The organism is Marinomonas transparens, from assembly GCF_016463975.1.
Taxonomy (GTDB): domain Bacteria; phylum Pseudomonadota; class Gammaproteobacteria; order Pseudomonadales; family Marinomonadaceae; genus Marinomonas; species Marinomonas transparens.
The window spans coordinates 432,453-457,202 of sequence record NZ_JAEMNX010000001.1 but is presented as its reverse complement, the minus strand read 5'-3'; the positions used below and the strand labels follow the sequence as shown (position 1 = coordinate 457,202).

Below are 24,750 nucleotides of genomic sequence, written 5' to 3'. Positions count from 1 at the left end.
CAACTGGTTCCAATCACAACGCGGTATCTGGCTCATTTTATGTTCCAATACCAAACCGTACTACTGGCGTGCCTTCCAACATTCCTGCGGCAAACTTAGAGACACTCGTCGCGTTTATTTTTCCTGCTAACGTATTCAAGTTATTTATGGTTCTATTCGAGGTAATTTCAGCCGTAATGATGGATTGATTTGCTTTACCTGAATTTAAGATTTTTTCATACTTGCCATTTTCATACAAAAAACCGCTGTGTACTTTTGAATGATGAAGATGGAATTTCAGTTCATCAAATTTTTGGTCGTACACTGCCATGGTGATATCAATGGATAAGTTCTTGCGATAGAGCAAAGCAGTCTCCGGCAATTTCAACTCTTCTTTTGTTGTGGTTTTTTTCTTATCCTTCATTTGTGTAATCTCGCCTATTAAATACGCATCTACGTCATAATTAGGCCAACCACTGACTGCAAAGGAGTTGAGTAAAAAACCCTGATAATGCGTTGAGTTAGCTAATAAAACTTCATTTAGATAAACGGTGAGATCCGCTTTTACCGTATACCCTATGGAAAAAGCACCACATAAAAAGGCATTGACCCAGTTAATATCGATATAGAAGTAGCGCAGACTTTCGGTTGGTAATAGGTGTGAGTCAGGCACAAAATATTGATAAGGAATGTCGCTTAACTTAGACCAAGCAACAAACTGATCTTTGACCGACTCTGGCATCGCCTGTGGTTGCGGTTGTGTGTTTTGAACAATATGATTGGTCGATTTCCCAACTCCGATTTTTTGAGTCCTTAACGCCGCTGCAGTTTGCACTTTCCAGTTCACAAAGTCTTTTGCAAAAACAGTATTGTTAATCGCCATTAAACGACCTAATTCAAAGGCGGCGGCATAACTCGTGTCGGTTCCCCCCGCTCCTTTAAACATTAAATCGGTGCCTTGGGTGGGAATCGTCCAAGTAAACGCTGTGGCGGCTGTCACATTCGCCACCTTGCTTGGGAATTTAATATTGCTTCCCATATCAATGGTCGATGCCACTAATGGGCTTCTGTAATAAGCATTGGTCAAATTAGGCGAATAGTCCCCTTCGCTGTTTTTTGTCAATTGCTGAAAAGGTAATTTTACGCTGCCTACCGAAGTAATATCGGTAGCGGTAGGTGCCAAGGTAAGCGCCTGAAAACCGCCGATGAGATTAGACATAAGTCCATGAAAGGTACTGCCCGGTAACATGGCCGCCTGCTGCACAATCGCCAAAGGGCTTTGGCCTCCTGAAGGTGGTTTTTTTGTGCTGATGGTAGCGATGATCGTATTTGCTAAAAAATCACCCGTCGTGGTAAATAACTGACCATAAACACCACTAAGATCTGGTAATACGATAGAAGGATTCGCCTTGGTTATTTTACTGACCAGATCCGCTGTAATGGCGTACAACTGCTCACTAACGGAATGAAAACTCCACTTATCATAATAAGGGAAAAACATATCAGTGCTGTTTCCCTTAGGTGGAGTGATAGAAACACCTACAAACGCACCAGAGCTATCATAATTATTTTCAACAGAAATCAGATAGGCCGTACTGTTGGATCCCGCTTTCGGTAAACGGTTGCAAATCAACACGCCCTGCTCTTCTTCACCCTCTTTTATTCTGGCGTAGCTCAAGTATTTTAGTTCGTCCAAGCTAGCGGGCAACAAGCTTGTTGCTAGCGCTTTATCCACCGCTAAAGCATTAAATTTATGCGGGTGAAACGTCAAATCGCCACCTACATTGACGGTTCCTAGGCTTGTACCGGCTTGCTGTATCTCTGCCGCAGTGGATTCACCACCAAGCGTCACATTGTTTTGCTCTTGTATGGACGCCATTTCTGACTCATCAATCAGCAAAAGAAATAGCCAAGCCGAACTGGTTGAAGTACCGGTTAACGACGGAGAGCGTTCCCACGGTAATGTACTTCTGCTTAGTACCAACTTAGGCAAATCAGCACGGTAATCTCCCTTACCGCCTTTAGGCGGAAAAACCGAATGCACAAGTGAAGACGAAAGATTAAAACGAGGACCAGCCACATGAAATTCGAGCGACTGGGTAAGCGATGCTTCCTGTACAAAGTTTTCACTTTCTAATGTTGTGACTTTATGGCCCACAGTTCCCGTTGTGACATCTTCTTCCTTACCAATACTCACTTGCTGGCTAAATTCAGCCGTATAAGTACCCTCTTCCAAAATAGGTCGATGAGCATCGTAAAAACTTACAGTTATTTTTGACATAACGAATTCTTTCTCATGCGATCATTGAAAAATTGGAGGCTTCATAGGTAAATGCCGATATCACGTCTGCATTCGGCATGCTAATCACTTCTTCTTCAGGTTCGGTAATAGTAAAAGGCGTTTCTGGGGCTTGCGGTTTTGGTGTTATTTCAATGCCACAAGCAAGATCGGGGATAAGATCTTTACCTTGGGTATTAGGCAAACTCCCTTCTTTGTCAGCCGCTTGCCACATGGCCGAAGGTAAATTCTGAGTGAGCACTTTGTAGGTAAAATCGGTTTCAACAGAAGTGCTATTTTTAGTGACTGTAACCGTTAAAGTGGACTTAACATCGTCACTTGTTTTTGCCATAGGGGCGATACCAAAATCCGTCGCCGAGGTGCCGCCAATAGCGACATTAGTACTGGTTGCTACTGATTTTAAAGGGAACGCCGTATGGCAAACTAGACTCACTTCTTTTGGGTTAACAACATCAATCTTGGTCGTCTTACCACTAACCGTTTGCTCCACGGTTGAAAGCAAACCACTGCCTACCGCCGCTGTTAACATTTTATCCGTCTCCGGTAAAAAGCTATTGCTGAATTCAGACCAATCAATGGGGATTGGCGCTGGATTAACATCGCCAAAACTGACATCCACTGAAAACGTCACAACGGCATGTACGGTCAAGTAGCCTTTACCAGCAAAAGGAGGCCCCCACACTTGCAAATCCGCACCTAAATCCATGTTGAAATCAAGATGTATAGAAACCAACCATAGGTCAACATTAATAGCGGCTCTCACATCTATCTCAAGAGAGACACCGGCCTTGTAATGGTAAGGCTTCCAATAAATGATAAAGTCGGCACCCAGTATAAAAGAAGCGCTAATGTCGAAAGGCCCGCCAATGTGATACAGGTTCGCAAAACTACCTCCGGCCATCATAGCCTCTGGTACTATGGCAAAATACCCCTCACCCTTAATAGAATGAACTTGATTAATCTGCCAATTCAACGCGATTCGTTGCGGTTGTGGATAATAAGATTTAATTGGATAACCGCTAGGATAGCCACCAATACTGCAAATAAACGCCCCTTCTTTTGCGCCCTTATAGGTACCAGACGTTTGGTCTGAGAAAATACTCAACATACCAAAACCACCCGATAAATGGGCATTGGGGTTGAAAATATAGGTGCCCGGTTGAAAAGCCCCATCTATAGTTAATATACCTTGCTCGGGCCGCATTCTGGCTTCAATGCCGATGATGATTTTGGCTAACGGATGAGTGGCGTCACCTTCCGCTGGCGTCGGGAAAGTCATATTAGAAATGCCGAGAAGGTCTACTTCTAACGTATCACCAAACTGCACATCAAGCAGGACAAAACTTTCCACCATTTTAAAACTTTCAACCCGTATCCCTATCGCGCCCCAAAAAGCGCCCTCTTTAGGTAAAAAATCTTTATTCATAGCAGCAAAATTATCGGATAAGCTACCTGCTGGCGGCGAACCAATAACCGGTTGAATAAGAGGAAAACTACTTATCTCGGTAGGTGCGGGCATGTTAAAGGTACGATTGTAACCAAACCCTGCCGCCACGCCGGTGACAAAAAAGGCCGGTATCCCACCTAACGGTGCACCTAAAAAGGCATACAAAAACATGGTGGGCGAACCATCAGGCAATTGCGCATAAGACCCTAACGCCGCCAGATTGTATTGTTTGTAGTCGACCGTCAGTGCACCGCTGTAAGCTTTGATTTTCTCAGTAACAACTTTACCAGTGCTGTAGTCCATTGCGGGGATATCAATATCCCCTTCCATCATCAATCCTTGTAGACTTAACGCGCCTTTTTTGATGTCTAAACCAAGGCCTTCAATGGTAATGTCTGGGTCAAAATGGCTAATCGGGGTAGTGATTTCAAAACCAATAAGATCAAATTCTACTGGCCCTATGGTTAACCCTCCGGTGAACTTAAGACCAATACCACCATCTCGCATGCCCAAACCCACACTATCGATCGTCACAGGGCCAAACTTTTTACCAACAGGAGAGGCGGTCGATGGGCTAGTACTCGTGCTGGGCGAAGGCGGCGTATCCGAGCCCGACCCCTTAGAAGGAGCCTTGTCCTTATTAGTCGTTGCAAAAGACGTGTGCAAAGGAATCGTCATGGCGTTATCGCCCAGTATTAACGACCCTTGTAAACTGTAACCAGATGGAAAATTGGTTTTATCTCCATTCTTGTTATTGGCACTGCTTTGCGCCGTAACCAATGGCGCCACATTGATTTCTTGTAGAAAGGTATTGACCGTCTTTAGTTCATCGGCGCTAATGCCTGGCGGCGTGTTTTCGGGGGACTTGGGTTTAAGGTAAGTAAAACGCAAAGCATTAAAAGCAAATTTGGCTTCTGTTAAAAAGCTACCCACCACAGGAAGTGTGCTTAAATTAAAGTCTGCATCGATGGTTAAATCAGAACCAAATATTGAAAAAGTAGCTGCCGTTTTACTAACTTCAGTGACTGACACTTTGGCAATAAATACATCTTTTAAATCTAAGTTGATGGGGAAACTATCTCCCATATCTAAAGTACCACCACTGGGCGAATGAATATTGCCGCCGAATAGTTTCGTCTTGGTTGTACCCTGTGTTAGTTCATTAAACGCCCCTGAAAATTCAAATTGGTGGCCACTATCTGTAAACGTCGTGGAAAAGCTAAAATCAGTGGACGTAGAAGCCTTATCACCATCCTTTGAATTCTCTAACGCGAGACTAAAGTCAATGTCGTCTAAGGTTGGATTCAGCGTTGTAGGAAGGTCACCTTGTAAATCCAATAGCTCTTCTAATTGTAAACCCGCATTTATTTTGATGGTCAATACCGTTTTTGTGTCTTGCTCTGTTTTGGTACGGGTAACGTGAAAAGTCGTAAAGGAATGCGGTGAGCTCTTATCGGTACTAATGTCATTACCCGTAATACCAGAAAAAGCAGCAGGTTTATCAAGAGTAAAACCAAAGTCAAATTCAGCACTCACTGTGTTGTAACTAAAAGAGAGTGCGCTGATGCTTAAATCAAGACCTGTGATACTGGCAGGAATGCTATCGGAAATACCAAAGGTATTAATCACCGAATTCATCACACTAACCAATGAGATGGGGGCGGCAAACTGGCTATTACCGTTCAGTGTCCAAGCTAATTTTTTGTCACTGTCTTCACTGCGTGCAGCAGAAAGCTTAAAAGCCAATGGGGTAGCGCTCAGCGTGGCACTGACAACTAAATCCACCGTTGCTTGCATCTGCAATGCCTTTGTCGGCTGATCGTAGCTAAAACTAATACCTTTCATGCTGAATAGCGGAATGACAGACGTGAGTTGTGCTAACTCTGTAGACGGTATATCACCACCGGGCCAAGATTGTATCCACTGACTAAAACTAAAATCAGATGCCATATAACCGGTGCCTTTCAGCGCCCAACCCTGATCATTATGCGAGGCATTAACAGAGAAATAAATGCCTTCTATCTCACCACTGCCGGATAAGGCAAGGTTTTGCAAAGCACCGCTACTGTAATCCATAGAGAAACCAAGGTTACTGATAGCAAGCGATAAGCCGTCGTAGTGAATGCTCCAGTTAGTGGTAGAAGCCACCTGAACAGACAAGCTTTTATCGGTGAAATTACCCTGTACCGACATGGTCAGTAAGTCGATGCCTTCTATGACTTGAAAGAAGGGACTGGCACCAAAAACAGCCTGAAAACATTGCAAACTAAATGAGCTGCCCACCGCCAAACCAACCGAAAAATCAAGCGCAGGCAGAGTGACCGAGGTATCAAAGTAGGATGTTTTGGCTGGGGTATTGCCTATGGCTGGTACATCAATAGACCATACTCCATCGATGTCCGCCGTAAGGGTGGTCGTAACAGGTGAGGCCGTCGTGTTGTGGCTGGCCTTTACTTTGATATTAGGTAAAATACTTACCTTATTTTCAAGCAATTCGAGTGCCGTAGTGGTGGTTAAGGTAAACCAAGCTTGCAGCCAGTTTTTACCTTGTAAATCAATTAATACCCCTAATTTTTGCAGCTCCAGCTTTTCAACATCACTCACCACGGTTTTAAAGTCAGAAGGCCAGTGTGTACTCAAACTCTCTATTGCGGGTATATCTAACGCCGTCGCCAAGTCTCCAAAGGATGGCAAATGCTTAAAATTAAGATAGAGCTGATGATTGTCCAGATCGAGGCCAGCGCGATAACTGGCGCTCGTTGCCCCCATTTTGATGGTGCCATCTATGCCAATTTGTGGGGTGTATAGTTCTTTCAAGGTTAGGTCCCAACTGAGGGACAATGTACTGAGGGTAAGCGCCAAACCATCGTATGTCGGCGTGGTGAGGTTAAGGTCAAATACCGTTTCAAACGTTGGGCGAAAGCCCATAGTCAAATAGCCAGTCATATCGAGCGCTACGCTGGTATAACCCAGTAAACCCAAAGCCGTGTCCAGCACACCTACTGGCGTCGCTGATATGTCAAAATTGAAGCCGGCTTTTATATCTTTTGCCGCTATCGTGCTGGCGCTCAGAAAATCCTGTAATTCGGTCGTATAAGCCGAGACATCGGTTAAGGTAGAATAGAGCAAGGTTTGGCTTTTGAGACTAACATCAATAGGTGACGCAATGGCCGTGCTACCCGTTGGCAAAGCGATTGTATAAGCATCCAGAACAGTCGCTGGGCTTAAGTTAGCAAAGGTTAAACTAATGAAAACATCTTGTTTTTGCGTGGCATTACTTGTGTCCAACACATACACCTTGGCCTGAGCGCTTTCGCCAAAAGCAAAAAAAGTCGCCTCAAAAGCAAGCAAGTTGTCGCTGAACGTTGCATTTTGAACACCACTAAATTGTAAAGAATTGCCCTTTAATAAAGACTGAATGTTGCTTAATTGACTGGCACTCATCAACTCACTCAACGTCAGTTCAGTGGCTTGGGGGAATCCTTGGTATATAGTTTGGAGTGAGGTCATGGTTTTGTTTTACACTCTTATTTTAGTTTATTTGCTTTAAGATCATGCATTAGTAAATACGGGCTATTAATGATCAGAACCTGAAGTTGTAGTAGAGCCAGTAGTAGTTGCGACACTAGAAAAGAAGAAGGTTTTTTCAAACAATTTTATTTCATCTTGGTTAAATTGTAGGAGCTGATAGAAAAGCGAAGGTTTTGTTGCCAACATTACTTCTGCATATTTTATTCGGCTCATAATTTGATCACAGAATGACATTTGACAACTAAAACTATCTTTAAATAATAATCCTTTCTTTGCATCAAATATCTGGACATCGGTTTTTTCGATATACATTGATTTCTTTTTTTCACGATTGATTTTAAACGTGCAGATATATCCTGTATTATTAACATTAACGTTTAACTTAGTATCCTTCATTTTATTTAGTTTCTGCAAAGGAAGTTCATACGCATGATAATATATATTCGACCATTTCGACCCTGAACCACCTTTGTCCGCTCCACCTAAATCAAGAGACACAAAGTGAAAAAATTGCTGATTGGATATTGTGTTTATACCCAGCACTTCTTTGAAATCTTTTTTTAGTTGTTTTGTAATTTTTTTTGAATAATCACCATCTTCATTGGAACCCCTTACAATAATAGTTTCCGTTGGCAACATCACTGTAGTTGTATCCTCCTCTAAAGAATAGTTTCTTGCTCGCTCTACTCCGTGCCCCAATACACTCAAGTCATAGTTTTGGGGTGAAATTTTTCCACTTTTTATCGAATACATTCGAGCTTTACTTTCTCCTATCTGTGGTATAGTGAAGACGCCCTCTCCTGCTTCATAAGCCAATTCAGTTCTATTCAGAGTTACTAAGTCTTCTTCTAATTGAATACTATAATCACAAAATTTATTTGCCAGAACTGTATAATCCTTTTTTGTTTTTTCGTATTCAAACTCAATTTTAACATTATCTGAACCACCGGTTAAAAAAGATTTGAATTTCTTGCATTCTTTAAATTCATTTTTTAGATAAATTGTTTGTTCACCTATGTAAGCATCACATAAGTTTGCAGGATCCTGTTCCGGAAAATTCCATATAGATTGGTCGTAAAGAAAAAAGTCAGGAGGGCTAAACATGTAATTAGGGTTAACCGCTAACAATAAAATCACTCCTTTCTGAAAGAAATCGCCCGTTTGAGCCTCCACAAATTTTAATGCTAACTTGAAAGCGGTGGCGTAATGACTTGAGGCAACCTCTTTTGCTGTTGCAAGAAAAGCAGTTTGACTTTCCTCATCTTTATACATGTCAGATAAGCCTCTAACTTCAATAACCTGCCGATAATATTCAGTCAGTAATCCATTAAGAGTGTCGTCATTGGTGAATTTGATTGGGTCTGGCATGATCTATTTCCTTTTTACTCTACTCGTCTTTTCAATAGGCGCTTTTTAGCAAAATTGTCGCTACTGTTTACTATTCATTTTGCTGTTTCAACCAACGTCATATCACGATAACGAACGCAAAGCATTCCGTATTTATTTCCCTTTCAAAGCTTCTAATTCTCCCCTCAAACTTTTCATTTCTGTTTGCAATTGTTCTTTTAAGCTTTGGTTTTCATTCTTGAGAGCTTGCACTTCTTGGTGTAAGGCTTGGATTGCACTGATGCCCAGCATAGACACTTGCTGGTAATCGACCGTGTGGAAATCGTCCACTTGCTGACCAAATACAAAGATTTTTTCAGCTTTTTCGTTCCAGTTTTTGACGATAAACGTCTTTTCGTCAATGATCTCTATAACGTCTTTTTGTAGTTCAGTATTAGTTTCTGTGATCAGCTTAACTAAATCACCGATAATTAGCCCATGCGCTTTATCAAGTGTGCAGGTGAGTTGTTTTTTGGCTTCATTGACTTCTATGCTATTGGCGGCGGCATAGATGTTGGGGATAAAGTCTGTTTTATGGGAAATAGCTTGAGGAAATAGTCTTTCAACTTCTTGAGCAATGAGACCTTTGCTCATTTTGTTGCCATACTTTACTTTATCTAGGTATTGGTAATCGGTAATACGGAGTTGTAAGAGTGTTTTCAGATCGTTGGTAGAATGACTTGCTAGCGGATTACTTTTAATTCTCTGGTCGGAAGCAGCAACAAAACGTAAAGCTTGTATAGAATGTTCAGCAATAATAGAATTTTCACATGTCGCGCCATAACCATGCAAATTAGCCTGAGTGCTATCAAAATATACCCCCCCAGTGGTAACTGTTGGGGCTACACCTCCCATAACATGTAAAGGAGCTAGAGGGCTACTGGTTCCAATACCGACATAGCCACCTTTAGGATTTAAAGATAAAGACACGGGGACTTGGGCATTATTTACATAGGCACTTTCTATCCATCCAGCTCCAATATTTATAGCTGCTCCACCAATTCCATTAGACACCACCAATCCCTCTGTCATATTACCAGTTGGAGTCGGAGCTGTTGCACCATTACTAATATGTAGTTGAGAAAATGGAGTTGTTATGCCGATTCCCAACCTTCCAGTTGCATTTAAGTCTCCATTTACTGTAACAATTCCATTTACTGTAGCGCCTTGAGTTAATGTAGTTATTCCGCTTACTGTGGTATTTCCAATCAGGGAAGTTGTTCCCTTAACCGTTACGTTTCCACTAAAGTCTGCTGCATCAGTTACATTTAATGCTCCATTTACCGTAGTGTTCTTCAATGACGTGGCACCGCCAGTAACCGTTACGCCGTTATTTAATGTGGTTGTGCCACCAACGGTAGCGTTTCCACCGGCGTTAACGTCTTGGCCATGTAGGCTACCTATATCATCAATTCCTCCTATAATTTTTTTATCTTTTGCGATAACCAGAGGCCAAGAACCAGCACTCGTAGGCACATCAACAACAACCCCTCCCCATATAATGTTAGAAAAATCAGTCTCATTTCCAACATATAGACCTGTAGCGTTGGAACTTCCATTAAAAGGGATTTGTAATGCAGTCCCTTTTGTACTACTTGTTATCGCAACTTGTCCTCCAATACCAACATGTCCAGAAATCCCCAAGTGCCCATCGAGAAAGGTATCTCCGGTTACATTGAGTTTTTCATTGGGGTTGATCTTATGTTTGGGATTTTTAGGTTCGGGATAATAGCTGCCGCTATTGATGGCCAATCGACCTTCTGGAATCAGAAGGTCGGCTTCCCTGATCCGTACGGGTAAACCAGGCGTTGGTTTATCAGAAGCATGAACCCCCTGCGCAACGGGAGTAGCCACCGTGGGTGGAATACCATATAAGTTAAGCCCCTTACTGGCTTCTATGGTCAGGTTGTACTGCTGTTTTTTGTCCAGCCCTTCTGACATGAAGTCTATGCGAGAGCCATTAGTCGCTGATCGTCCAATATTATTCGAAGTAGGTAACTCTAATTGTTGCCCAATACTGTTTTCTGTTTTCTTGATCGGTATTTGAAAAATGCTGTCCCAATAACCAGGCAGGTTTTGCACAGCTACTTCGATAACCGCCAGGCCATTCTTCCCTGATAATTGGATTTCGCTGAATTTAAAAATATCTAAATTTAGTTCTAGTGGTGCTGATGGAGTACCACCCTTGTATTGTATTTGAATCACACCCGTAGCTTGATTGGGAAGTACTGAAAAATGAGCACTCGCGTCGGGCGTTAAGGTATAAGCCTTTACCGATGATGAATCAGAAAAAGCCACTAGCTCTGCATTACTTTCTGTGTAGGGAAAGGTAAAGGTAATAAGAGTATTGGCATTGAACACCAGCTTTTGATTCTGAAAGGTTTGAAAATACAGGGTTAAATTTTGTGTGCTTCCATTATTTAACAACTCCCCATCACCCACTACACCAAATTGAAGTGGCGCATAACTCTGCCCCTGATGGTTGAGAATATCCAATGAAACCGAGCGCTTAAAAGAAAACTTTTCTGCATTTGTTCCAATACTTATTGCGCCAAATAAAAATTCTATTTGTGTGTTTCTGGCACCTGATTCAGGTGCTGCTGAAACGCCATCTAATTCAAAACTTAAAACGGGCGTTGTATTTTCAACACTTAAACAAACTAGGCTATTGTTCGCACAATTGACGCCATATTGTTTCGTGCCTACGGTTTGTTGATAGGCAATTGCTTCGGGCAAAGCCGCTATTTTATGCCATGTACCCAGAACACCACTACGCTCATATATTGAAGCATCTTTACCAACGCCAAAGATTGAATTATTGGCACCCATAAAAAGGCTTTTTAATGGTGTGGTTTTATCAATAATTTGCCAAGTAGTAGCACCAATGGGCATATGCAGTAAATAGCCCGATGTATTAATAGCAAGTAGGGAGTTGTCTGCCATTCCTGCAAGGAAAGTGGTATCGCCACAACCTGGCATTAACGTATATTGAGAGTTAATGGCGGCACCACCATCGTAAAGGTTATGATCGGTTCCAATTAGCCATATATTCCCATTGGATGTCGCAATACCACTCAAAGCTTGCCAATTTGATGATGTAGTTACTTTTGTCCAAACCGCTCCTATATTGAGATCACAGGTATAAAAGTTATGATCCGTACCAATACCAAATAGTTTTCCATCCTTTATTTTGCTGATGTTTACCATAGGTATATTACTGGGCACCGTCTTCCATGTGGATACTTTGGCAGCAACAATATTTTGTGAAAATGCACAGTACCAGGTGAGTGTATTGTTGCTACTGGAAATAAACGGGCCTTGTACCGCAGCGTCAGTTCCATCTGGTAAGCTTTTTTGTAATGCGCTGTATAAAATATTGCTGAATGACAAGAGTACCTGCTCTTCAAGCACCCCTTTTTTGATCACTAGGCCTAGGTTGTATTGGCTTGAATCGGGCTTAAAAGTACTATTGGCAGGCGCCAACGTTGGTGTATTAATACTGTTTGCCGGTACATAGCTACCTATTGTGGCGGGAGCCTTGAAATCAAAACCGTTAAAGGTGTATTCCCCGAGTGCTTGCTGTAGAACGGAGATGTTTAATTTCTGAAAAGCAGACATTTCGTTTATTTTATTGGTGATGTAAAGCAACGAGACATCATCATTACCAAAAGAATGATTTTTGAGCGTTACATCATAAGGATAAACAGAGCTGAATGTAGGCATAGTATTATTCGCTATTTTTAATGGTTTAAATTATTTTCAAGCAGGATCCAACCTTCTTTTATTTCTGAAGGCGCTTGTGTATTTGTGACGTATTTTTCGATGCGGCTGGTGCCATTGTAGGGATCCCACCATTGCCACTGCATGTCAGGTATATTGGGCAAATTTAGTTGTATTGTTTTATCTTGTCCCTGCGCTTGAATAAGAGGCTTTGATGCAAACCAGACTTTTAATTTTTGCAACGCGGGCAGGTAGTGTTTTTCCGGAATGCTCAGTGCTTTTGTCGGTAATATTCCTGTGGTGGCATGAATTAACCCATGCGGGTCCATCAGCATGGTCATCATTAACGGCTCGGCATTAAGTACTAGGGGCTGATCCTGAAAGCCACCTTTTGTGTATGCCTCAATATGAGCTCCATCGGTGTTTGTTGTTTGTGGCGCGATGAATGTATTTGACAACAAGCCCTCTGGACTTTCTGTCCAATAACCAATCAGTCCATCATTTAGTTGCCTATGTTCACCTAATCGACAAGGAAACTGCACCGATGTCCAGTTGTCTTTATACCTTTGTCCGTAGCCCCAACCACTTTTTTGATTACAATTGTCCAGATCTTGCATTAAGGCTGGCCAGCTTTGGTCGATGGCAGGCAGGCCTTTAAGCTGCAAGCCGACAGCCGCCCTGACAACCGCAATCGGTTTGCCTACTAATCGGCTTTTTAAGCTGTGTTGTTGGGCATTCTGCGGAGCAATATTGTGTTGGGCATTTTGGGTAGCCTGCATAAAGTTCCCCATAAACTCAGCAGAGGCCATGATTTTTTGGGCTACGTTATACAAGTGAGTATTTTGAATGTCAGCATTGATATTTGAGGCACCTGTATTCCACGGTACGGCATTCCAACTGGCTTTATCATCTATGTAGCCTAATGCATGGCCAGCCGCATCGTAGATAGCGATATTGTTATCCAAGTAATTGTTCATCAACCAGCCACAGATAGGCGAAGTTGCCGTATCATCATTGGTCGGTGTTTCGACGCTATCCCACGATGTACTGGCCTTCATCCAGTTAAAATTGAGTTGTGCTGGTTGTGCCAATCTTGGTTTTAAGTAGGGTGTGGCGTTGTCTTCGTTGACGGTGAGTGTGTCTGAAAAAGGAATGTGCCCAGCGACATTAACCGCGACACTTTGCCCAAAATTATCAATTAAATTGAGCCGCTCTAAATCCACAAGTCCGCAGGGGATAGGGTTAAACTCAAAGGCGATTTCAGGGGCGACGCCTCGCTGACGGCCTACTGTTTCTTTGACCTGCTCCGTAAAGTTTTGATCAGATGTGAATCCAATTGGCTCTCGAATAGGCAATTGCGCTACCTTATCCAGCTGCCGACAAGCTTCATAAAATCCATCTAAGGTTTGTGATAAAAATTGTTGGCCTTGTAGGGTTTGATACGCCTGCCATAAAACATAATAGACATTGGGGGGCGTGTCGGTATTTGCGCCTTCTACAATAAAGTCATTTTTTTCAAAACAAACGGATGCGTCTGACCACTTTGAGGCGTTGAAGAAGTCTTCTAAAGTATTATTTTCAGGTGGCGTTGCCTTGTTTTTTGCAAAACTGAGCTTTTCTTTACTGATTAAATTCTTGAAGAACCCCTTAATGGCTGTCTCTTGTGTATTTTTGGTGTGGGTGCTTAATACAACGGTACCTGAAAAAACAGCGGGAGTATCAGTGTAAGCTATCTGGTTACTGGTCTTAAAATCTGGGCCACTCTCTTCCAAATTAAAACTATTTAGCAAGGACTCACTGTCCATTCCTTTGCCTTGTTTAAGCTGTGCAGGGTTAAGACTGAACTGCCAATCAAGTAAAAAAGGGGTCCAAATTTGCGTGGATAATTTCTGTGTATTCATCCCTTTTAACGCCTGCAATATATTGGGCAGGCTAACGCTTATACTGCCGTTTAATACAGCGTCTGATAGCGAAATAAGATTGTTAGGTGCCGCTTGCTCTTCTGGTAAACCGGACAACAATACCGTTGGGGACTTAGCCTCCCAGAAACGAGGCCCTTCTATTCGATTGAGAATTAATAAGGGTTCTTTTGCTGTCGTCCTTGCGGTATTTTCATTTTGTATGAAGGTGTCTAACGCTTGCCACTTGGCTATGACTTGATGCGCCAAATCTATTGGGTTTTTACTGTTAGTTGTCGGTTTCCATGAATGACTCTGGTCATAACTTAGGTCACCTGTTGCCTGCATTTTTTGTTGAATGGGGCCGATGCTGTAGTTGGTAATAAAATATTGTATGTGATCGGCATCGGGGAAATCATCAAGACCAATATTGGCAGGGTAGCGTGCCTGCATATATTTGTTCCAATCTGCATACAATTGCTTTTGCAGTGTCGCTATTTCTTGCGTGGCGTTATGAAATTTTAGCTGCACGTCATTTAGGTCGTGAAGGTAACGGCCTATACCTTGGGGAAGTGAAGGTAATACTCTTGAATCACTATCAGTAGGCAAACTATCCGTTGCTTTAGTTTGTATTGTCCACTTATGCACACCGTTAGAGGGTCGAAAGCCTTTGCTGTGTCTTGCTTCGTTAAATTTTGCACCCACGTCAATGTTATTGTCATCAAGCTGTGAAAACATGAGTACGGATTCCAATTGGTCTTCGATGATGCTTTTTGCTTGCTCTTGGTCTTTATTTATCTTTTGCGAGAGCTGATAGCCAATTAGACTCGATAACGCCTCGGTACCCGTTTGGCCTACCGCCACCTTAACTTTAGAAACCTCTGGCGAGTTTTGTTTGGCATCCGCTATAAATTCCCCATAAAAAACGCTAGGGATTGCTTGTGAAATAGCCGCAGAATCACTGCCTTCAAGCTCTAAGCCGAATGTATTTTTAAGTTTTTGTGCAAGTGCTTCTTCAGAAAGTGTTGCGTCTTTTTGCTCCGCTGTTGATGTGAGCCATGCTGTTATCGTTTGGTACAGCAAGTCATCTTCATTGTTGCCATGCCATCCGATTACAGAATAGGTAGTAGAAGCATCAAGGTTGCCATCAGGATCATGAAAACCAAAGACGCTATTGCAGTTAGGGTAATATGATGAAAAATTTACGTCTCCATATCCCAAAATCGTTAAGGGTTTACCGTTATTTTGACCTTTGAAATAAAGGTTTTTATCACTCTCTGTTGGAAGTGTTCCATTGGTGACCAATGGGGAACATTTGCCCATGTATCGGTAAGGCTTGCCATTCGGATACGGAATGGTTGTGGCGTCGCTCTCTGGTGAGTATTCTTCTGGATAAATATAGTCACTTTCCAGATACCACTGCTTTGATGTTGATGCATTCTCACTTGTTTTTCTAGATATAATCCATCGATTAGGCGCTGCGGGCATGTGCCCTGAATTGGCTAATGCTAGTGATTTCGGAACTTTTCTTCCTAGATAGTGGGGCACAATAAAATGCAGATGCACGCCTTTTTCGAGCATTGTATTAGGTGTTTGAAATGCTCGACGAAGGCAGGTCTTGCTGGAAAAAGGATGATTGAAATTCACATCTTGATTTTTGTCATTACTGTACCAAGGCAATTGCGAAAAGTCGGCCATTGGCGACTCAGCTTGCTCTGAAGATTGCAGGTATTTACCTTCAATTCGAATGGGTACTGAGACAAAGGATTTAGACATCGCTAAACAACACTTTAAACATTGATGACTCCATTATTTTCAACTTAGGCCTCACCCCTTAGGGTGGCACACCTAAACACATCGAATTAAATGCGATTTTAATTGCATTTAAGAATGGGTCAGTATTGTGGGTGGGTCTATAGGCCAAAAGTCTGCATACTACCTAGACTTTAGTCTGTATGGGGTGCTCTACTTGAGCGTATCGATGTTGCATAACAAGAGTGAAAAATAAGTAATGAACAGTGATTCAGCCGATACACACGACAAAACAGCTAAACGGGAGGAAAAAATTCGTGCCGAGCAAGCTAGGTTGTTTTTTCGCCAGCTGCCTCTTTCCACCATAGTTGGCTATATTGCCGCTATTATTTATACGATTAGTTTCAGGCAAGAAACTGATAACCTTGTCCTTTTATCTCTCCTCGTATTTCTTTCCATCACCACGGCCGTGTCTTTATGGCTATATCGATGTTTCAAACAACATGAGCTCGACAATAAAAAAACAGTGCAATTGTGCCAATATAATGTGGTTGTTTTATTTTTTTCTGCATTAGTATGGTCTATTTTATTGTGTTGGGTTTATGACCCTAACGTCCCTCAGAATGCCTACTTTATTATGTTTTCTTGCATCGGTTTTCTGGTGGGTGCTGCGCCATTATTATCCAATTTCTCTCCTTCCTATCTGGTTTATGCGCCGACCTTTTCAACCCCCCTTATTCTCACTTGGGTAACAGGTGATAATACTCAGTACCAAATGATAGGAGTCTTGGTATTTGCGGTGCTAATCCTCATGCTTTTCTTCTCCTATTGGCTCAACCGCACTTGGAGAAATTCCATCAATTTGCAATTTGACAACCTCGATCTCGTTGAATCGTTACAAATTCAAAAAAATGCAGCCGACCAAGCAAATATGGCGAAGTCTAAATTTCTCGCGGCGGCCAGCCACGACCTACGCCAACCCTTGCATGCGCTATCATTATTCACTGCCGTTTTAGATGAAGCGGTTGAACAACCGAAGATACGCCACGTTGTTGGGCAAATTACTATGTCGGTAAAGGCATTAGAAAGCCTTTTTAATGCCTTACTTGATATTTCGAAACTGGATGCTGGCGTCTTAAAACCTGAAAAAAAGCCCTTTGAACTACAAGCTATGTTTACAAAATTAGCGAATGATTATGGGGCGCAAGCCCGTGAAAAAGGCATCGATTTAGTCTGGCCCCGTTGCTCACATACGTTATTTACAGATGCAAACTTATTAGAACAAATACTACGTAACTATATTTCAAATGCGATTCGTTATACGAATTCTGGGCGTGTAGAAATTAGCTGCGACTCAGACGACTCAACATCGATCAAAATTAATGTCACAGATACTGGTATGGGAATTTCTAAGCAGGAACAGCAGGCCATTTTTGATGAGTTTTATCAGCTAGGTAACCCTGAACGCGAACGGAGTAAAGGGTTAGGGCTTGGCCTTGCAATAGTGCAACGCACTGCCAATTTACTAGGACACCCCATTAGCGTGCAGTCAACATTCGGGAAAGGTTCAACATTTTCCATTCGTGTTAGTCGGTCAACAGCCAAGGCAACAGCAGATATACCTCCGCTCGACTCCCATATAAATATTAACCCCGTCGGCACAATTAAGCCTGTTATCTTGGTGATTGACGATGAAATGTCTGTACGTCAGGGCACACAAGCATTACTGGAATTATGGGGATGCGAAGTATTAACGGCCTCTGACAAGGCCGAAGCTTTAACTAAGCTTAAGCAGGAAAATCAAATACCAGACGGTATTATTGCCGACTACCGTTTACGCGAGCAACAAACCGGTGTCGATGCTATTTATGCGATCCATAAAGAATGCAATCAAGAGATGCCAGCACTTATCATAACGGGCGATATCGACAGTAATCGTTTATTGGAGATTAATAAAAGCGGCTTTCAAGTGCTACATAAACCCGTTGCCACACTTAAGCTGCGCACTTTCATTGACCACATACGCATACAGCAAAACGCTTTTCAGGCATAACCTTGGCTTTTTGCCACCATGGCGGCTTGCGTTCGGTTACTCACTCCTAGGCTTTTAAAAATAGAGGTAATGTGCATTTTTACTGTGCCTTCTGCTAGTTCCATACGTGATGCAATCACCTTATTTGAGAGCCCTTCGATTAACAGTTTCAGCACCTCGACTTGTCGCGGCGTAAGTGGTGTCTTATCGTTGATGAGGTTTGGGGGGGTGTAAATGCCTCCTGACAAGATCAAACGCAACGCATTTAGCATCACCACACTCTCAGTATATTTAGGAATATACCCCCTAGCACCAGAGTCCAGCGCTCGCTTAATATCATTATAATGATCAGACGATGAAATAACGACGATTGGCATAGCCGGGTAGTTTTGTTTAATGGTATCCAAAGCCGCAAAACCATCCTTGCCGGGAAGGCATAAGTCTAGCGAAATAAAGTCTATGTCAGAATTTTCAGCGATATGTTGTAACGCCATCCCATAATCAGACGCTTCTAATATACAAACCTTTTCCTCAAGCTTAAGAAGGATATAAGACAATGCCTCACGAAACAGAGGGTGATCATCAAGAATTAGGATTTTCATCAATCTTTCCTACTTATACTGAGAGTTAGCTAGGTGTGCTACCACAATGTGGCGTCATTAGTGCTCTTGATTCCCGACAGAGTGTATAGGCAAAAATCAGCTACATTTTATTACATAATGCACTGTAGAGGGTCGCAACCGTTTTGGTCAAGTAGCCTCTAATCTTTCTCCCTCTCAAGACAACCCTCTTAGAAACGTTTCTAGATTGAAGCTACCCATTAAAATCATCCAAGGAATTAAACCGACTTATTTAGAGCAAGTAGAGCAAGACGAAAAAAAACCGACCTAATTAAAAAGATCGGTTTTTATGATATTAAAGCGAATACTCAGAACCTAAATAGGGCTTACAAGAAGGGGCTTAGTCTCTAAAATCACTCAGACTTAGATAAAAATCATTCCAAGGAATACGCACTGTGTCGCCATGTTGATTATAAGTAATCACCTCCTGATTACTTTCATCAACGGTAACCGCCCATATGTAACGTCCACCATCATATCTTTTCTGACTAACCATGTTATTACTGGCATCATAACCAACCACATTTACAGCAAAGTCATTGTTATTAAAGCTAAAAAACCAGAAAGTTAATTCTCCATATTGGATGACTGGGCAAGATGTAGCTCTGTCATCTGGAGTTGGCGAGTTAGGGCCAATCATACAAGCCAGCTTACTACCAGATGGTGGAGTAGGCGCTGAAGCAATATCAACAATCTTGATAATAGGAACAGGCTTTTCGTCACAAAGACAATCAAATGGCTCGACCGCGACTTCCATTTGATTAAAACCTACCGTACAAGCAGAACTCAAATCGGGTCTCAAATTATAACCAGCCCTTCCTCCTCCCTCAGTCTCGTTAACATCCCCCCTACAAACATAAAACGGGTTTCCGTTTGGCGCAAAAATTCCACTAATAACAGGGGTACTATTTTGTGCGCCACATGTCATATCACATGACTGGGCATCCTCGGATGCGATCCACTCTGATGCATTCGATAGGTTAGATAGAAAAAGACACATTACCGCGGTAAGAAAGGTTGGTAGCACATAGCTTTTGTTCATGAGAATCTCCTTATAAATACATTTTTGTATCGATAAACGACCAAATATCGTATTCATCAGTTAATACTTCATCCGACAAGCGTTCATACGCTGACGTCATTCACAAACGTTCGCACTTTAACTTACTGCAACAAATACAATAGGCACTCTGTGTATAGAAAATTATATTTCTGTACATAACAGCTATAGGTGATGAAAGCGATATTCGTCAAGTAAACCCTTGTAAGTATTAAGAAATTCACTAATCTCATTTAATAAATGCGTTGAAAAGGATATGACTAAAGGGGTAAGGCAAGCCCACATTAAAGAGGTTAGCTATGCATTAGCTTTTTCTAATAACTGATCTGTATCTGGCGAAGAAATGAAAAAACATTGGCTCTGTGTCAAAGTTAAACGCATCAATTTTCTATATAATGTCGCGGCAAGCATGTTCTTACCGCCCTCTATACAATCGGCAACCCAGTTATGGAAAGACTAAAACGTTTAACTCAACACGACGCTGTCTATTTGCTTTTATTTATCTTTTTAATTGCGTTAAACATGCGTGGTCCGGTAACTGGGTTTCCACCCTTGTTAGATCGCATCGGCCAAGATTTACAATTAAGTAGCGTACAATCCGGCTTGCTCACCAGCCTGCCCTTGTTGGCGTTTGCCTTCTTCGCGCCAGTCGCTTCTTGGCTCACTAAGCATTTTCAAATGGAGAAGATTCTCACCTTAGGTGTTGGTTTAATCGCTCTGGGCATGATCACACGTTCGTTGGGATTCGTTAGTACTTTATATCTTGGTGCGATTCTCATCGGGGCCGGAATCGCCATTGGTAATGTGCTGTTACCGAGTTTATTAAAGCGAGAATTTCCGAATCATATTGTTCAACTGACATCGATCTATGTGTTGATGATGAGTCTCGGTGGGTTTGTGATGGCCAGTTCTGCAGTGCCATTAAGCCTTGTGCCGGAGCAAGCATGGTTTCCATTCTCCATCAGCGGTTGGTCGTTCGCCCTAGCCACCCAAACCTTGATGATTCTTTTGCCATTAATGATCTGGCTTACCTGCAAAATCACCCAGCATGATGCTCAAGCGGCCAATAGCAAGGAAGCTTCCTACAAGCTTTGGCGCTCTACAACGGCCTGGCAAGTAACGGGGTTTCTGTGCGTAAACTCCTTGTTAAACTACACAATCGTCGCATGGATGCCGGCTATCTTGATCAACTATGGTTACACGGATTCTATGGCAGGACTCTATCAAGGTTATTTGCAGATCGCAGGGGCATTACCCGCTTTAATTTTAGCGCCTTTTCTGAATCGCTTAGGCAGCTATCGACGCATCAGTTTAATCTCAACAGGGTTAGCTTGGCTTAGTCTATTAGGCTTGCTTTTCATTCCAAGCTGGTCCGCACTTTGGGCTTTCCTGTTCGGTTTTGGTGTTTGTATGGCGTTCATTCTCGGTTTGTCGTTCATCAGTTTACGAACCCAGAGTCCAAAGCAAGCTGCTGCGCTTTCCGGCATGGCGCAATTCGTTAGCTATACATTGGCAGCATTAGGCCCTGTTCTCTTTGGTGCCCTGTACGATTGGCAAGAATCATGGCAGATACCACTGTATGTGTTGCTGGTGATTTGCTCATTTTGGGTCGTTATTGGTTGGTTCGCTAGCCCAAAATCAGACGCTTAAATAACGCTTTCGCACTCCAGCTGTCTCGTTCTATTGCTATGCCTTCTTTGCTTAAGCAATGGGCAAATACACGTCTGTTATCAGTTCATATTCGGCCACGTCCGGAAAATGGTTTATATACTGGAAGAAGCAGGGCGCGTCTCTCAACTCTTCCCCACTGTCAGGTAGCCATTCACCATAAAGAAAATAGATACAGCGGCTGATGTTGTCATAGGCACCAAGGTGGCGAACGACGGCGTAGCGTCCACCAGCCAGCGTGTCATTAACAACACCATAGCCGTTGTCGCCTATCTCATTCATGACTTCTACAGAGAGGTCACAACGGAAGTCTTCTGGTGCAACAACGGCAGGGTCTTCATAGATAATGTTGAATGTCCGAGTTTTATTTCTTGGTGATAGGCCATAATCCTTACGCCATTCTCTAAGCTGCATCACGGTTTTTATAATATGGTCTGGCGAACCTCTATGCTTTAACAGCGCTATTTTTGTCTCTTCAAAGTTAACAATGTCTACTTTCATATCTAACGCCAGTTGATTATCAAATGCTTGATACTTGTGACCCAGTTGCAGCCAGTCTGGGTGGCTACGAAAGTCGCTTGGCGATTGTGAAAATGTTTTTTTAAAAGCACGAGAAAAAGACTCTGGAAACTCAAAGTGCGCATCCATGGCGATGTCGGTAATGCGTTTATCTGGGTTAAAAACCAGCTCGTAGGCCGCACGCTTCAAGCGTAGCTGTTGAATGAATTTAAAGACATTTAAGCCCATATAGAGAGAAAATTGCCGATGAAAGTGGTATTTAGAAAAGTTCGCAACTCGGCTGAGGTCCTCGACCGTTAGGTCTTCATCCAGATGCGCATAAATATAATCGCATACCGTCTGCATTCTATTTTTATACTGTCTTTTAGAGCCCACTTGCTTCGCCTTTTCTACTTCATATTCAACGCTTAAAGACCTTTTTCACGAAGTCCCAGTATTACATTGCTATGAATAAAGACCTGACCAAGATTGCTGGAATCCAGCCACCTCCTTTACAAAACAGACAGATATCACAGAATCATGGCCAGCACCCAATGCCTAGATAATGGGGTGGAAATAGGAAGCGACTAGGGAAATGAATAGACACTATTTAAGGGCGCTCTTTCACCCAGTTTATCACCTCTTCTAAGGACATAGGCCGAGCAAATAAAAAGCCTTGTCCATTTTTACAGCCCATTTCGGCAAGCTGCTCTTTTTGCTTTTGGGTTTCAATGCCCTCTGCAACGACGTTTAACCCCATGACTTCCCCTAGTTCAATGATCATTTTGAGGATTTGTCTATCTTTATCGGATTCGTCCATTCGCCATACAAAACTGTGGTCAATTTTTAATGTGGAAACAGGCAAGGAGGCTAGGTAGGCCAATGAAGAATACCCCGTCCCAAAGTCATCAATATGCACCAATACACCTATTTCTCTTAATGCCGCAAGCCGCTGATTTAAATGTGCTTTTTCTTCAATAAGTTGAGATTCAGTGATTTCCAGTTCAATCATGTAACTGGGTATACTGGCCTCTTCTAATTGACTTTTTAAACTTTGAAAATAGTCTGGGCGGGTAATTTCATTCCCCGTTACATTGATGGAAATGGGCACTTCAACGCCAATGTCCCTTAGTACTTTTATGGCCTTACAGGACTGTTTTAAGATTTGTTGATCAAGTTTATCAATCAAACCACAACTCTCCGCTAAAGCGATAAATTGATCTGGTGGAATAAATTCACCACCTTTATGCTGCCATCTAGCCAGAGCCTCAAACCCCACAAGAGAGTCATCTTGCAAGCTAATTTTAGGCTGTAGATACGCTGTGATTTCGTTCAGTGAAATCGCCTCACGAAGGTCTTTCAGTAATTCATAACGGCCAAACATGGCAGCAGCCAGATCTTTAGAAAAAGCCAAATAAGACTGGCCATCATGCTTAGCCCGCTCTAGTGTGCTTTTGCCAACGCTAATCAACTGCTCTGCTTCGTAACTTGGGAAGTCAGCGATATTCACTTCACTAATCGTAATATCAAGAGAGTGGATCGAGTTTTCAAGTTCTAAATTAGGGTGGGTAATGCGCTCCAGCGACCTCTCATCGAAGTGATAACCTTCGTGAATCAATATAACTAGGGTGTCACGTTCAATCAGCGCGATATCAACTGTTTTAACAAAGAAGTCTCTTAAGTACCCATACAAGGATAAGGTCAATTGATCGCAATATTTTGCCCCAAGCATAGACTCTGTATAGGCAAGGTCTTCCACATACAGTGTTAATAGTGTCGCTCTGGATCGCTCCCATGGGGAAATATTGCGGATTTCTTTTACCAGCCAATTTTTGTTATGCATACCAGAAATTGGGTCGAAATAAGCCAGTGCTGTTAGTTTGCTATGCAACACCACGTTACGAAATCCAGCGCGAATATTTTCACAAAATACTTGCAGAAGGTTAATTTCATTCACTTCTAACTTTCGATCCAATTGAACAAGTACAATGTATTCTCGGCTATCTAGCTCGGTATTCGAAAAGAACAAAACAACAAAGTCGTCTAAAAACACATGTTGCTTCTGTCGACTCGCTAAAGTAATTGCATCGATGATTTCTTGGTTCTCTATGACAGCATAAACATAGTTATGCGTGTATGAGGCGTATTCGCCACTGGCTGTAATAATTAAGGCTTTACCAACGCTTTCTTCGTCCGTATTTAAAAAGCACACTATGCCGCCTTTGTGCAGACATAATATTCGCCCTATTTCTTCTAAAATAACGCGGGTATAGTCTAATATTTCCCGTTTTTCTCCCAAACGCTGGCTAGACTCGAGCAGCAATTGCAGACCATGTCGAGACTCCCCTATATTGGTCAAGTACTCCCAAGTCCGTAAATGACTCAACATAATGGTTTGCAAATGTTCCTGCGTGAGGTCAGCTTTGTTCCAATACTCATCAATTTCGTATTTGCTCACCAGGTTGTCTACCGGTGCCGTTTCGGCCTGCCCCGTTAACAACACAATACGAATAGCGTTATTCGCCATTTCTTGACGAATATAGCCAATTAACTCTAAATCGGAAGTCTCTACCTCCATGGCTACATTGAGAAGAATAATCGCTATATCAGGGTTATCTTGCAGGACATTCATTGCCTCAACAGAAGATGAGACAGTAAGAATTTCAATGTCTTTATCTTCATAGCGCAAGGCACTTAAACCATTCATAAGCGCTCTTTGATAATCCAGGTCACCTTCAATCAATAACACCTTACAATGCCGCTTTGGCGTTGTAATTAACCGCTCCTCTTTTTGGTAGTCATTGGACAATTCCATCGATTCCTTTCCCTACCATAAAAACAATTAAAATTTAAATATTGA

11 protein-coding genes are annotated in these 24,750 nt (G+C 42.3%); 2 read left to right on the top strand and 9 right to left on the bottom strand.

The annotated features are described in order from the left end of the window. Window positions 1-37: 37 nt before the first annotated feature. From I8J31_RS02060 to I8J31_RS02040, 5 genes are all read right to left on the bottom strand, one after another. Entirely contained in the window at window positions 38-2,260 is a 2,223-nt protein-coding gene (locus I8J31_RS02060; protein ID WP_199466521.1) for a hypothetical protein, read from the bottom strand. A 13-nt stretch (window positions 2,261-2,273) separates the two neighbouring features. Then, on the bottom strand, window positions 2,274-7,235 hold the full coding sequence (locus tag I8J31_RS02055; RefSeq protein WP_199466520.1) for a DUF6603 domain-containing protein: 4,962 nt from the start codon (window positions 7,233-7,235) through the stop codon (window positions 2,274-2,276). Between the two features lie 66 nt (window positions 7,236-7,301). Continuing rightward, window positions 7,302-8,624 (bottom strand): hypothetical protein, encoded by a 1,323-nt coding sequence (locus I8J31_RS02050; protein WP_199466519.1) that lies wholly within the window; start codon window positions 8,622-8,624, stop codon window positions 7,302-7,304. Window positions 8,625-8,756: 132 nt separating this feature from the next. Next, complete coding sequence (locus I8J31_RS02045; RefSeq protein WP_199466518.1) at window positions 8,757-12,365, bottom strand: tail fiber domain-containing protein; 3,609 nt, start codon at window positions 12,363-12,365, stop codon at window positions 8,757-8,759. 17 nt (window positions 12,366-12,382) lie between these two features. Continuing rightward, entirely contained in the window at window positions 12,383-16,036 is a 3,654-nt protein-coding gene (locus I8J31_RS02040; RefSeq protein ID WP_199466517.1) for a hypothetical protein, read from the bottom strand. A 235-nt stretch (window positions 16,037-16,271) separates the two neighbouring features. Between I8J31_RS02040 and I8J31_RS02035 the strand changes: the two genes are divergently transcribed. Next, the gene (locus tag I8J31_RS02035; protein ID WP_199466516.1) at window positions 16,272-18,065 is read left to right on the top strand and encodes an ATP-binding response regulator; all 1,794 of its coding nucleotides are present in this window, start codon (window positions 16,272-16,274) and stop codon (window positions 18,063-18,065) included. Here I8J31_RS02035 and I8J31_RS02030 read toward each other — a convergent pair. Together I8J31_RS02030 and I8J31_RS02025 are read right to left on the bottom strand one after the other, a co-directional pair. After that, window positions 18,056-18,646, bottom strand: a complete 591-nt coding sequence (locus tag I8J31_RS02030; protein ID WP_199466515.1) for a response regulator — start codon at window positions 18,644-18,646, stop codon at window positions 18,056-18,058. The genes I8J31_RS02035 and I8J31_RS02030 overlap by 10 nt on opposite strands. A gap of 358 nt (window positions 18,647-19,004) precedes the next feature. Continuing rightward, window positions 19,005-19,706: a hypothetical protein gene (locus tag I8J31_RS02025; RefSeq protein WP_199466514.1), complete on the bottom strand. Its 702-nt coding sequence runs from the start codon at window positions 19,704-19,706 to the stop codon at window positions 19,005-19,007. A gap of 465 nt (window positions 19,707-20,171) precedes the next feature. Here I8J31_RS02025 and I8J31_RS02020 point away from each other — a divergent pair, with 465 nt between their 5' ends. Next, window positions 20,172-21,374: an MFS transporter gene (locus I8J31_RS02020; RefSeq protein WP_199466513.1), complete on the top strand. Its 1,203-nt coding sequence runs from the start codon at window positions 20,172-20,174 to the stop codon at window positions 21,372-21,374. A gap of 51 nt (window positions 21,375-21,425) precedes the next feature. On the opposite strand, the gene I8J31_RS02015 is transcribed toward I8J31_RS02020, so the two are convergent. Together I8J31_RS02015 and I8J31_RS02010 are read right to left on the bottom strand one after the other, a co-directional pair. Next, window positions 21,426-22,286 carry an AraC family transcriptional regulator gene (locus I8J31_RS02015; protein ID WP_199466512.1) on the bottom strand — a complete coding sequence of 287 codons (861 nt, stop codon included), beginning with the start codon at window positions 22,284-22,286 and terminating at the stop codon, window positions 21,426-21,428. A gap of 214 nt (window positions 22,287-22,500) precedes the next feature. Further along, window positions 22,501-24,705 carry an EAL domain-containing protein gene (locus I8J31_RS02010; RefSeq protein WP_199466511.1) on the bottom strand — a complete coding sequence of 735 codons (2,205 nt, stop codon included), beginning with the start codon at window positions 24,703-24,705 and terminating at the stop codon, window positions 22,501-22,503. Window positions 24,706-24,750: the final 45 nt, after the last annotated feature.